Source organism: Weizmannia sp. FSL K6-0777, from assembly GCF_038593185.1.
Classification (GTDB): domain Bacteria; phylum Bacillota; class Bacilli; order Bacillales; family Bacillaceae_C; genus Weizmannia; species Weizmannia faecalis.
This window is the reverse complement of record NZ_CP151971.1, coordinates 1,297,757-1,310,041: the sequence shown is the minus strand read 5'-3', so window position 1 is coordinate 1,310,041 and position 12,285 is coordinate 1,297,757. Positions and strand designations below refer to the sequence as shown.

Here is a 12,285-nt window from a genome sequence, read left to right as displayed (position 1 = left end):
AAAATTCCTCAAAAATAAGAAGATATCATCCCACCAAGCCATTTAAATATAGTTCATTCAAAAATTAGAATGAACTATATTTAAGACGTGCGAAATGTGGGATTGTACTTTGACATGAATGCCCTTTGCTTTGATTTGTCTCTGCAGATTTTAGCGGCATCAGCAGGGATAAATTGATTTCCAAAACGTTCATTGAGTTGTGCAGTAAGAACAATATCCGTTTCTTGAAATGTAACAAATTTGCTTACACCATATTGTTTTGCCACTTTATATATTTTTTCTAATAAAACTTCTTGGTCCTCTTCTTCGATGAGATGCACATATTGAAATCTGGGATCATCTAAAGCATTGGGAATAGAAGTCCATATGTGAATTTCTTCTACCAAACGTCCTAATGTTTCAATGTGATCTTCTTGGATCTTATATCCCTTACGCATCATCAACCCTATTTTTCGTCCGTTCATGCTTCAATTCCTCCTTTTGAAGTGAGTAAACCCATCTTGTCAAAAACCTATTTCTTGGTTGAAAAGGAATTATAAAAGTACCACTATGGCGACTTTTTCTTAATGAATGTGCCGGAGCTTGGCACACAACAAAATACTATGTTAATTAAATTCTTTACATATAATTATAAATAAAACATCTAAACTTTGGTATTTCATATGTAAACCATTTACATAGGATAGTTAACATTTAAAATAAAGTCAATAAGAAATGCTTTTCGTTTGAAAATTGATGGAATTGACAAATAAATATTAAATGTACTAAGCTATTTACATAGGATAGTTAACATTTAGCACAAAACGGATAGGAGGCTCTTTTCATTTGAAAATTGATGAAATTGACAAAGAAATATTAAATGTACTAAAGAACGATTCTAGACTATCTATGCGAGAAATCTCAAAACGTATTCACCTTTCTGCACCGTCTGTAGCTGAGCGAGTAAAGAAATTAGAATCTTTCGGTATTATTAAAAATTATACTATTGAATTAGATTATAAGAAATTAGGATATGAAATTGAATGTTTTGTAGAAGTAACTTTAAGGTATGGGGATTACAAAAAATTTAAAGAGTTCATCTCTGATTATCCTACGGCAGAATTCTGCTATCGAATTGCAGGAAGTGCTTGTTACATAGTAAAACTACGATTAAAACATTTGTCTGATGCAGAGGAGTTTATTAATGCAGTAACAACTTATGCTGGAACAGTTACGCATATTGTGCTATCCGAACTTGAAACTAACGGAGATTTTTTAAATGCTGGCAATAAAGGCTGAAGGGAAAAATCTCACGTCAATGCAGGAGACGGCCCAATATTGCTGTCGTGAGTGCGATCGCCGAGCATCTTTCCCCATTCTCCTGGGCCTTTGGCTGTAAACCGGAATCATTTACTGTTCAATCACAGGGTTTGGGGAAACGGGTCCGTACAAAGATTTGCCTGGCTATGACTTTATCATCCAAGCGATGTACGGGCTGATGATCATCACTGGGGATAGATTAGCTGATTCGAGTGATCATAAAACTAATGATTTAGGAGGCTGAGCCCATGAATTTTGACCTGACAGAAAAACAAGAATTATTGAGAAATGCCTTACATCGGTGAGTGGGACAAAAATTATTAAATCATTCGCGCTGTAGGCTTTCATGCATACCTCCCTCTCAAAACCCCACTATCCACTCTTAATGTGTTTAAACTCATTTTCTTCCTGTTGAAACTATAAAAAAGAAACCTGTCAGACATAGATTCTGCTGTAACAGGTTTCTTTTTTACATTGGACACATTTACTGCATCAATATGATACAGATAATGCACCCATTGAGGCCGGGAACCAACTTATTTTAAGTTTCCCGGTATGGATTTCATAATTCTGCCGGATGCAGCATTTTCAACAGGAGATTTTGCAGGACGAATCACTTTCATTCTTTCTCACCACCTTTCACCGCTTCAGATGAATCAGACGGATATTGCCGGAACACGGTATTATGTCTCTTGTAAACTGTCTTTCCAAATCAGAGATAATACTTTTCTCATATTTTTCTTTTCATAGGGACAAGGTTTTTCTCCGGTTAGCATCCGGTAGTACGGGCAGTGGTTTCCCTGGCATGCCGGCCGGAAAAAGCATGACTGGCAGCCGGAGTCGGTTTCTTCTCCTGATGTTACCCATGTGGCAAGTTTGTCAAAATCAATTGCTAAGCTACCATCTTCATGGAGTTTGCCCACTTTATTGATCTCCTCATCAAGGCAGGTCGTACATTTATATAATTGTCCGTCAGCACCGATCACAAATGAATTTGGTTTGGCTGCATAGCAGACGGAAGCAGTTGGCATCATGGATCCTGATATAAGGGAACTCATGCCAAGCCCTCCATCGACAGCTTCTTCGGTAAATTCCCAAATCTTTTGATTGGAAATAATGTGGTTGCAAATCGGAAGTTCATCATCATGCTCCCCTCCCCATCTGCCCACCGGATGGAAAAAGAGGCCAAAGCGCTTATCATGTGCAAAGTAGGCTTTTAAGCAGGCAATCAGATTGCTGATTTCCTTTATATTTTCCTGGTCAAAATTCACGCGGATCGTGAAATCAAAATCCGCACTACATTCTTTTACCGCCCTCAGGTTTTCGATAATTTGATCAAAAGTACCGCCGCCGCCAGCCAGATGCCGGGTCCGGTCATGCATTTCACCAACACCGTCAATGGTCACCATGAACTGCCGGACATTCCAGGAAAGCAATTTTTCAAATGCTTCTTTTGTTAAAAAATAGCCATTCGTGACAACATCGGCAGAATACTGAATCTGGTTTTCCTGCGCAATGGATAAAAACGTATGGGACAAGTCCTCAATTAAAGGCATTTGCAACAGCGGTTCACCGCCGAACCAGCTGATATGTAAGTTTGACAATGTGCCGGCCCTGTCTTTTACGAGTGCTTTTACACCATTAACAATCCCGGGTTTCATTTTCCCGCGCTCAAATTTTTCATAACAGTATGTACAGCGGAAATTGCAGGCTTCCGTTACCAACAGAATCAGGTGCATCATATCTGTTCGGTGCATGGATTCATGCAGGAACAATGCCCTCCGTTTTTGATCCACATGGCCGGGAACGATAAAACCATGATCATATAAAGACTTTTTAACATCCGAATCCAATTCCGTAATCCCGGCCTTTTTCAGACAAGCCATGACTTCGGGCTTTTCGTCTTCTGAAAAACTGACAATAGCTCCTGTATAACTATTGTATAAAATCATGCCATGATCATCCGTACGAGATAATACGTTAAATCTTGATGGAACATAATGTGTGTCCAAAATGTGATGAACCTTCTTTCTATATGAATACTCCCCGCTTACCAACATATACCAAGGCTAATGGTATTTCTTTTTTAAAAAAATAGCAATATCCTTTCTGCTCTCCTTTTCTACAATTTAATGAAAAAACAATCTCCATTTATCAAAACGATCTCGATGAAAAGATCAAGCGGTTCCGCCCTTGTGCAATCAGCATCCTGTTCTTGCACGATTGAATGTTTGAAAGGCATTCAACCTTTCCGTTATCCGGCATATATTATGAACGACTAATATTGGGGAGGGCCTTCATTGTCAGAATATCGTGCGTCATTAAAACAGTGGAGTGAAGAGATCGCAAAGACTTTTCATAAATCTGAAGATGTATTGCGGGAAAACGTCCAGAAAGAAAGGTTGGATGAATGGCAGGAAAATCTCCGCGAATTCCAAAAACTTCTTTCAACCAAAGAACCTTTGCAGGATGCGGATATTTACAACCGGGCGAACAAATTGTATACGCAATTCAATTCTTTTTTGGGAAAAAGCAGTGTTGCTAAGCCGGATGGAAATGGCGGTGCAGCGGCCCTGAAGGATGTGGTGCCAATTGGCGGGCATACCCTTCCGCCGCTTCCGTACGCTTATGATGCATTGGAACCCTATATCGCGCGTGAAATAATGAGGCTGCATCATGATAAACATCATCAAAGCTATGTGGATGGTTTAAACAGAGCAGAAAAAGAAATGCAAAAAGCCCGGGCAACCAATCACTACGGGCTCCTTAAGCATTGGGAAAGAGAAGCTGCTTTTCACGGTGCCGGCCATTATTTGCACACCCTTTTTTGGAATATAATGAGCCCCAATGGCGGAGGGGAGCCGAAGGGAGATTTAGAGAGAACAATCCGGCAAACGTTTGGTGGCTTTGCTCATTTTAAAAAACATTTTTCAGAGGCAGCAAATCAGGTGGAAGGTGTCGGATGGGCCATATTGGTCTGGTCCCCACGTGCAAGGCGGCTTGAAATTCTGCAGGCTGAAAAACATCAAAATCTCAGCCAATGGGATGTCATACCGCTACTTGTTCTGGATGTGTGGGAACACGCCTACTACCTCCAATACAAAAACGAAAGAAAGAAATACATTGAAAACTGGTGGCATGTTGTCAATTGGCAAGAGGTGGAGAATCGTTTCAATGAAGCAGTGAAATTAAAGTGGCAGCCTTTTTAAGAGTCCTGCCAAAATAAAAATATCCCCTTGAGTGAGGTTTTGGAAGTCAAGTCCTGATTATTGTGTAAATTGAACAAAAAGTGTTTCCAACTAATGGTGTGGCGCGAAAATACCTTTATATCTTATTCCTTCACCAATTGCGTAAAATCTGCGAAGATGGCGTCGACTTGCCATTTTTGCAGTTTTTATTTCGTTTCCCGGTTGTCTGGTTGTCTACAGTCCAAACGTGAACGGACAGCCCGTTATCGTGTGCGTGTTTGACAAAAGTTTCACTCAAATGATTCAGACTCGGGCCGACTCCATCCGCATAGGTTTTCACTTCATCAAAGTTCATTTTCAACGGACCGTCAAGCTGGGTCATTTCTGTATCCGGATATTTTTTAACAGAAAGCATTCAGACTCTTTGCGAAGAGACTCGATAACAACTTGCCCCTCACGGCTGTTTTTCCCGGATAAGCCATGGGGGCAAAGAACTTCCATAAGTTTCTGTACCATTGCATTGCCTGAATTTTTGATCTCGATATAATAGGGATAATAGAGGATTGATGTTTCAAAATGGCGGATGATCTCTTCTTGTTCCGGTACTTTTTCTCCCTTATCTTCCGGGCTGAACCAGGTTGCCATACATTATCATTCGAATTAACTCATCCGTTCCATTTCTAAAGATAAACTGATCATGATTTAGCCCTATGTGATGATTAGCCAGTTTTTCTCTTAATTGATCTGCTCGGCTATCCGGATAGAGGGATAGTTTATTGAGTACTGTTATAATGACCTTTTGAACGTTTTGAGAACAACCATATGGATTTTCATTGGAAGCCAACTTTACTACATCATTAAGTCCATACAAATTTTGGACCTCTTCTATTGGCATTCCTACTATTATATGGTTTAATTCCCTCAAGGTGTTTTTTAAGTTTCATCATTTGCATCTGCAACTTTCAGTAGTAACATTACTTTATTGACGATGTATTAACCTCTTTTTCTTTTACTCTTATCCTACTAGTGTCCTTAATCGATTTAGTTCGCATGAAATAGATCCCCAAGCCAATTGATATCCATATCAATCCTGAAAAAAAGCCTGACCCACCAACTGGAACTAATAAACAAAGACTGATCATTAGAGCTAATGCTGGTAAAAATGGATAAATAGGAGTTAAAAACTGCGCTGATCTTTCTTCGTGAGTAGATTTTTTTCTAGAAATAAAAAACGCGATCATCGTAAAAATAAAGGTAAGGAGATATAAAAAGCCTGTTGCATTCACAGCGATGTTAATTGAACTTATTATATAAGATGAACTAATCATCTTTGCTCAATTTTTTGGTCCTTTTTCGGGTATAAAGTCTGTAATGATACCAAAAAGGATGGAGAAAAAATGGTAAAACAAGAAATTGAATCCTTACGAAATGCAATGAAAAATACAAAAGATAAACGTCTTTATGAGCGTTACCTTTCTGTGCTATTACACCTAGAAGGCCATACTTATATGGATATCGCTAAGATTATAGGACGTAATCGGCAGACGGTTATGGCATACTTTCATTCTTATGAAGAAGGTGGAATTTCCGGGCTACAAATGAAAAAAACAACAGGTAAACCCGAAAAGTTAAGTAAAGAACAACAGAAACAGTTGGCCGATACCATCGTGAATAAAACACCTGCAGAAGTCGGTTTCGAAGCAAAATACACTTGGACGCTCCAATTAATTGCCGACTGGATTCAACAAGAGTTTCAGCAGTCTTTTACTCCCAAGGGTGTTTCTAAGATGTTACACAGGCTTGGATTCAGCTACACTAAGGCAACGTATACTTTGGCAAAAGCTGATCCGGACGAACAAGGAGTTCAAAGAAGTCACTTTTCCAGCGTTGAAAAAGGAACTGGAGAACGGTCTCATTGACGACAGTTTTATGTGATTTTTATCCAATATACAACGCAGACTTTGCAGATGAAAAGTTTGCGTTGTATATTGGAAAGAGGCGGCTTTTCACTCCAAATTCGGGAGGGTGCCTGTTACCTCCCGAACAATTCATTTAAACTTGAAATCTTGCTTTCCGGACTTTCCTTTTTGTTCCAAAATCTGTATTTTTCTTTCCAAATCAGCATTTTTTCTTTCCAATTCCCTGTTTGTTCATTCCAAAATTGGACGTTTGCTTGTTGAAACTGCTCCCTTGACCTGCATTACCTGCTATTCATCTCCGCCACGATTTCTTTATATTTCTTTTCCGTCAAGCGGTAGAAAAAGCCGAAGACAACAATCGTTAAAATGGACAGTGCTGCCGGATAGATAAACATAAGCGCTTTGATACCAAAAATGGCACTTGCGGACTGGACGGCATTCGGTACATATCCGGAAATGTTCAGCACAAACCCGGGAATAAACCCGGCGACAGCCTGTGACAATTTGCGAAAGAATGTAAAAAAGGAGTAGACAATACCTTCCGTCCGCTTTCCGGTTTTCCATTCCCCGTATTCCACGCAGTCGGAAATCAATGCCCAGTTCAGGCTGTTGACAAAAGCGTTTCCGAAAAAGGCGAGGCAGGCAAATACAATAAACAGAACGGCATTATGGGCAAAAAACAAAGCAAGCAGATCGGTAACCGCCCAAATGGCACAACCGATCATATACGTGTACTTTTTCCCGATTTTTCGTTGAACAAAAGGAGCGAGGGCAATCCCGAAAAATGCGCAACCCATACTAAAAAATCCCATATAAGAAACGATGGTGACATTGTGCAATACATACTGGCAGTAATACACCTGAACAGCCAGTTTCACATTGTAAGCTGAAATGGTAAATAAATTGACCAGGCTGACAATGAAAAGGGGCCCGTTTTTTACAAGCGCCTTGTAGCTGTCTTTTATCGTGTGGCTTGTTTTTTTCGGTTCCAGTTCGACATGGCGCTCTTTTATATGCTTATAAGAATAGATTTGCAGCAATATGCCGGCCGTTGCAAAAATCGCAGCCGCTGCCGGATATCCGATTTTCGGATTATCAAACAGGAGGACAACCGGCATAAAACCGACTGTCGTAATGAGCAATCCAAGATTAGCGCCGGCCTGCCTAAAGGCGGACAATTCAGCCCGTTCGTTAGGATTTTTCGTCATTGCCGGAGCCATTGAACCGTATGGTATGCTGGAAATGCTGTAGATGGTGCCGAAAGCCATGTATGTAGCAAAGGCCCAAATCACTTTTCCATTTAATGAAAAATCCGGAGAAAGAAAATTCGTAATCGTCATCAGCGCCAGCGGAACTGCGGTATACAGAATGAAGGGACGGAACTTCCCTTTTGGTCCAATTTTTTTCCGGTGGTCTACAACCGTGCCAATGGTAAAATCCGAAAAAGCGTCCCAAATTTTTGTCACTAAAAATACCATTCCTGCAATGGAAGCCGGAAGCCCGAGCGTATCCGTGTAAAACTTGAGCAAATAGATTTGCCCGAGGTCAAACAGAAAATTATACCCGATGTCCCCTGCACCGTATGCGATTTTTTCCTTTCGGTGCAATTCTCCCGTTTGCGTGACCGGGTTTTGAATACCGGCGTGATCCTCCTCCAACCGGCTGGCATAATGGTCCATGTAAAAACCTCCTCGTATAATAAGTTTAAATCCAAAGTGGATGTCAATTTCCAGTTCATTCTGCTGCTCATTGACAAGTGAATATAAGATTTTGTATTCCGGGCTCGCCCGGAATACAAGTTCGGACTTGGACGCTTCGCGATGTTCCCGGATAATGGTCTTAGGATCGTTTGGGTCAATGCTTCCCCTCCTTGTAGCCTGACTACTCGAAAAGTCTGCATCCCCAGGTTCTTGCTTGAACGTCTAACCCGTAGGCCGTTCCTCCGGATCTCCGTGCTGGAAATGAGCAGTTCCAGGCAGCCCACGGCCCGGATGAGTTCTCATACGCGAGGCTGACAGATCGGCAAGCCATCTGGGGATATCCCGAAGCGTCCGATTCCATCGATCCCAATACAGAGAGGAGGAAATCATATGCCCTTATTTGTCGGTATTGACGTGAGCTCCAAAAACCTCGATGCCTGCCTGATGGATGGAATGGGGGAAACGTTGGCCACCCAAACGGTGACAAACAATCTTCCCGGTGCCTCTGAGTTAAGAGACGCCATCCTCCAACATGCGGAGGCGGATGACACCATCCAGATCGCCATGGAGGCCACATCTGTGTATAGTTGGCACCCGGCAATGTTTTTCCATGAAGATCCCGAGCTGAAACAGCGTCGTACAAAGGTGTTTACCCTGAATCCGAAGCTGGTGAGAAATTTCAAAAAGGCTTATGCCGAGATGGACAAGACCGATCCCAAAGATGCCTGGGTAATTGCGGACCGCTTGCGTTTCGGGAGATTGCCGAAATCCGTGATTCAGTCAGAACAATACCTTGCCCTTCAACGGTTAACACGGATGCGCTATCACCTGATTCAAAGTTTAACCCGGGAACAACAGGTATTTTTGAATCATCTGTTTTTCAAATTCAGTGCCTTTAACCTTGAAGTGGATACACCGGTCTTCGGCCATGCCATAACGGAATTTTTGCTTGAGGCCTATAGCCTCGATGAAATTGCCCAAATGCCTCTAGAGGACTTAGCGATGTATCTCCAGACCAAAGGCCATGGCCGCTTTAGCGATCCCGAGGATTTGGCCGCATCCATCCAAAAAGCTGCCCGGTCCTCTTACCGGCTTTCTAAATGTGTGGAGGATTCGATTGACTTGGTCCTGGGCAGTTCTATTGAGATCATCCGGCATCTTAAACGCCAAATCAAGGATTTGGATAAGGCGATTGCCCGCGTTCTTGATGGAATCCCGAATACCCTCCAGACCATTCCGGGAATAGGCCCGGTGAGCTGTGCTGGGATTCTCGCTGAAATCGGCGACATTGAGCGCTTTGACGACCAAGCCGCGATCGCAAAATTTGCTGGATTGTTCTGGCCCCGCCACCAATCGGGTGATTTTGAGGCTGATGACAAAATGCTTGCGCGTACAGGCAATCGTTATCTCCGGTATTACCTGGTTGAGGCTGCCAATCTGGTCCGGCGACACGAACCTGAGTACCGCGCCTTTTACCAAAAGAAATATCGTGAGGTGCATAAGCACTCACACAAACGCGCCCTCGTCTTAACGGCAAGAAAACTGGTGCGCCTGATCGATGCGCTGCTCCGCAACGATCAAATTTATGCGCCGAAAAAGAAGGTGACGCGATGAGGTAACCAGGTAACCATCATCGATAGCCTGAACTTGAAAACTTCCAGATTATTCCAATTATCTGGAGGCTTAGTTCAGTATTGCCATTTTTACGACATAGAGCCAACAAAATTTCCAATTCACTTGTTTTTAACCCTTGACATCACACCGTAGGACTTTTTCATGATCTTAAGTAAAAACATATATACCCTGTTTATAGTTTTTTATCTCCATTTTTAAAATTATTTTTTTGACGAGATCATGAAAGCGGCCGTCCTATCATTTTTGAAAAGAAACTGACTTGTTGGCGTACATTTCCGGCCAAAAACGGCTCATTTTTAAAGCAAGCGCAAAACAATCAAAATAAGCGCATTATGCAAATGCGCTTTCTCAGTGCGCCGTGCATGGCGATTCGCTAGGCGGTGTAAGTCCGCTATGGGGGTAGGTAGCGACCAACCATTAGCCAAGAGCAAGGGTGTCCATCGTGAGATGGAATCTGAAGGAAGCTGGAGGCAAAATTCTGACCCGAGGAACACGAACATCATTAGGCGTACTCTCACAGGGTAAGGCTGCTGAACAAGTCAAAGCCCAAAAGCTATCCGGATGTGGAAACGTAAATGGTGCGGGTACATGGAATGAAAGTGAATCACCTTACCACGGGAGGTCTCACGGACAGGTGGAAACAGAGTATGAAACCTGGTTGAAACAAGATTTGCCGTGAGAAGTCAGCAGAAGCCATAGTACGGAGATGCCTGGAGCATCGAAGGAAGGGCTGAACTAAAGGAAGTGGAAGTCAATGAAAGTTACCGAAGAAACGAACAAATGCAGAAAACAGGAAGAAACCTGCTGTCAAAAAGATACTGCGGAACAGGAAGGATATGGCAGAGGGCATAGTTTCAAGAGGATAACTGAAAACAACACCACTAACACCAACAGACAGAACGAATGGATGCTCGAACGAATCCTTTCAAGTAATAACCTGCACCGTGCCTATAAAAAGGTAAAGAAAAACAAAGGTGCGGGCGGTGTCGATGGAATGAAAACAGGTGAACTTTTGGCATACCTAACTGAACATCAGAGGGAACTCGTCCTCTCCATTCGAAATGGGACATACAAGCCCCAACCCGTTAGAAGGGTAGAAATACCAAAAGACAACGGGAAAACAAGGAAACTTGGAATACCAACGGTAGTAGACCGAGTCATCCAACAAGCCATTTCGCAGGTCCTAGTCCCTATATATGAAAGAAAGTTCTCAGACAATAGCTATGGTTTCCGACCACATAGAAGTACACATCAGGCACTTCTCAAGTGCCAAAAGAATGTAAATGAAGGATACCAGTATGTAGTAGACCTGGACTTAGAACAGTACTTTGACACGGTAAACCATAGTAAGCTTATCCAGATATTGAGTGAAACAATTCACGACGGACGTGTAATCTCCTTAATCCATAAATTCCTAAATGCAGGTGTTATGATCAAAGGAATAAGGACAACAAATGATTTCGGTGTTCCACAAGGAGGACCACTAAGTCCGCTTCTTGCCAATGTAATGTTAAACGAATTGGATAAAGAAATGGAAGCAAGAAATCACCGATTTGTCCGTTACGCTGATGATGTGATCATATTCTGTAAAAGCCGAAGAAGCTGCGAAAGAACATACCATAACATTCTCCCATTCATTGAGAGGAAATTGCGACTCAAAGTGAACCGAGAGAAGACGATGATCACACATATTAGAAACATCAAGTTCCTGAGTTATGGATTCTACCTTTATGAAGGAAAATGCAAATTCCGGGTACACCCGAAGGGTGTTCAAAAATTAAAGGAGAAAATTCGCAGAATCACAGGAAGAAGCAACGGATTAAGCGTAGAGGAAAGAAAGAAAAGGCTAAACGACACTGTCCGAGGATGGGTAAATTACTACAAGCTAGCGGATATGAAAAGTCTGGTAACCAGACTGGACCAATGGACACGAAGAAGAATGCGAATGGTAACTTGGAAAAGATGGAAGAGAGTACGCACAAGATTTTATTGGCTCAAGAAATTAGGGATCAATAAAAGAAAGGCGTGGGAATGGGCTAACACAAGAAAAGGCTACTGGAGAATCTCCGGCAGCCATATCTTAGCTAGAACCCTTACAAACGAACTCTTCCGAAGAGCAAGGTATATAAGTTTTCTGGATTACTATCTGTCTGTACGGTCGTAAACTTTAGAACCGCCGTGTACGGAACCGTACGCACGGTGGTGTGAGAGGTCGGCTAATCAAATAATGATTAGCCTCCTACTCGATTAACCTTCATTTCTCCATCTTGTCGAAATATCGTTAGCCCTTGCCCTCGTTTTCGCCGCTTGGCTGGCCATAATGTGAGTTAGAAGCACCTATAAGAGGTTATTTTTTAAATTCCAGAGGAGAAAAAGGACGAACTTTTCCAAAAGAAAAATCATGATTTTTTTGTCGGCTGCTTTGGTTCTCATTTCGCAGGCTGGATTTATGTTGGCGTTTACAAATCATAGTGATATTAAAATGCAAATATCCCCCTCCCTGATCAATGACAAAACTAGAAAGGATTACCGGCGATAAACAAC

General features: G+C 42.1%; 13 protein-coding genes. 6 read left to right on the top strand and 7 right to left on the bottom strand.

Going from position 1 to position 12,285, the window contains the following annotated elements:
- Positions 1-80 precede the first annotated feature (80 nt).
- Positions 81-464 (bottom strand): hypothetical protein, encoded by a 384-nt coding sequence (locus tag NST70_RS06035; protein ID WP_328221478.1) that lies wholly within the window; start codon positions 462-464, stop codon positions 81-83.
- 361 nt (positions 465-825) lie between these two features.
- Here NST70_RS06035 and NST70_RS06030 point away from each other — a divergent pair, with 361 nt between their 5' ends.
- Together NST70_RS06030 and NST70_RS06025 are read left to right on the top strand one after the other, a co-directional pair.
- Positions 826-1,278, top strand: a complete 453-nt coding sequence (locus NST70_RS06030; RefSeq protein WP_328221476.1) for an Lrp/AsnC family transcriptional regulator — start codon at positions 826-828, stop codon at positions 1,276-1,278.
- A gap of 106 nt (positions 1,279-1,384) precedes the next feature.
- A complete protein-coding gene (locus tag NST70_RS06025; protein WP_342476191.1) occupies positions 1,385-1,543 on the top strand; it encodes a CoA transferase in 159 nt (52 codons plus the stop codon).
- Between the two features lie 439 nt (positions 1,544-1,982).
- Here the strand turns inward: NST70_RS06025 and NST70_RS06020 are convergent, their stop codons facing one another.
- A complete protein-coding gene (locus NST70_RS06020; protein WP_328221474.1) occupies positions 1,983-3,251 on the bottom strand; it encodes a radical SAM protein in 1,269 nt (422 codons plus the stop codon).
- Between the two features lie 348 nt (positions 3,252-3,599).
- Between NST70_RS06020 and NST70_RS06015 the strand changes: the two genes are divergently transcribed.
- Positions 3,600-4,508: a superoxide dismutase gene (locus tag NST70_RS06015; RefSeq protein ID WP_328221472.1), complete on the top strand. Its 909-nt coding sequence runs from the start codon at positions 3,600-3,602 to the stop codon at positions 4,506-4,508.
- Between the two features lie 130 nt (positions 4,509-4,638).
- Here NST70_RS06015 and NST70_RS06010 read toward each other — a convergent pair whose 3' ends face one another.
- From NST70_RS06010 to NST70_RS06000, 3 genes are all read right to left on the bottom strand, one after another.
- Complete coding sequence (locus NST70_RS06010; RefSeq protein WP_328221470.1) at positions 4,639-4,902, bottom strand: glycerophosphodiester phosphodiesterase family protein; 264 nt, start codon at positions 4,900-4,902, stop codon at positions 4,639-4,641.
- A gap of 201 nt (positions 4,903-5,103) precedes the next feature.
- The gene (locus tag NST70_RS06005) at positions 5,104-5,358 is read right to left on the bottom strand and encodes an aminotransferase class I/II-fold pyridoxal phosphate-dependent enzyme (RefSeq protein WP_342475961.1); all 255 of its coding nucleotides are present in this window, start codon (positions 5,356-5,358) and stop codon (positions 5,104-5,106) included.
- A 103-nt stretch (positions 5,359-5,461) separates the two neighbouring features.
- The gene (locus NST70_RS06000) at positions 5,462-5,728 is read right to left on the bottom strand and encodes an amino acid permease C-terminal domain-containing protein (protein WP_328221479.1); all 267 of its coding nucleotides are present in this window, start codon (positions 5,726-5,728) and stop codon (positions 5,462-5,464) included.
- Positions 5,729-5,884: 156 nt separating this feature from the next.
- Here NST70_RS06000 and NST70_RS05995 point away from each other — a divergent pair, with 156 nt between their 5' ends.
- Complete coding sequence (locus NST70_RS05995) at positions 5,885-6,406, top strand: IS630 family transposase (protein ID WP_035189922.1); 522 nt, start codon at positions 5,885-5,887, stop codon at positions 6,404-6,406.
- 281 nt (positions 6,407-6,687) lie between these two features.
- Here the strand turns inward: NST70_RS05995 and NST70_RS05990 are convergent, their stop codons facing one another.
- Entirely contained in the window at positions 6,688-8,085 is a 1,398-nt protein-coding gene (locus NST70_RS05990) for an MFS transporter (protein ID WP_035189923.1), read from the bottom strand.
- 411 nt (positions 8,086-8,496) lie between these two features.
- On the opposite strand from NST70_RS05990, the gene NST70_RS05985 reads away from it, so the two are divergent.
- Together NST70_RS05985 and ltrA are read left to right on the top strand one after the other, a co-directional pair.
- Positions 8,497-9,720 (top strand): IS110 family transposase, encoded by a 1,224-nt coding sequence (locus tag NST70_RS05985; protein ID WP_013858393.1) that lies wholly within the window; start codon positions 8,497-8,499, stop codon positions 9,718-9,720.
- 775 nt (positions 9,721-10,495) lie between these two features.
- The gene (gene ltrA / locus NST70_RS05980; protein WP_043052493.1) at positions 10,496-11,905 is read left to right on the top strand and encodes a group II intron reverse transcriptase/maturase; all 1,410 of its coding nucleotides are present in this window, start codon (positions 10,496-10,498) and stop codon (positions 11,903-11,905) included.
- 183 nt (positions 11,906-12,088) lie between these two features.
- Here ltrA and NST70_RS05975 read toward each other — a convergent pair whose 3' ends face one another.
- Positions 12,089-12,229, bottom strand: coding sequence for a hypothetical protein (locus NST70_RS05975; protein ID WP_155245505.1), 141 nt, complete (start codon positions 12,227-12,229; stop codon positions 12,089-12,091).
- Between the last annotated feature and the right edge of the window lie 56 nt (positions 12,230-12,285).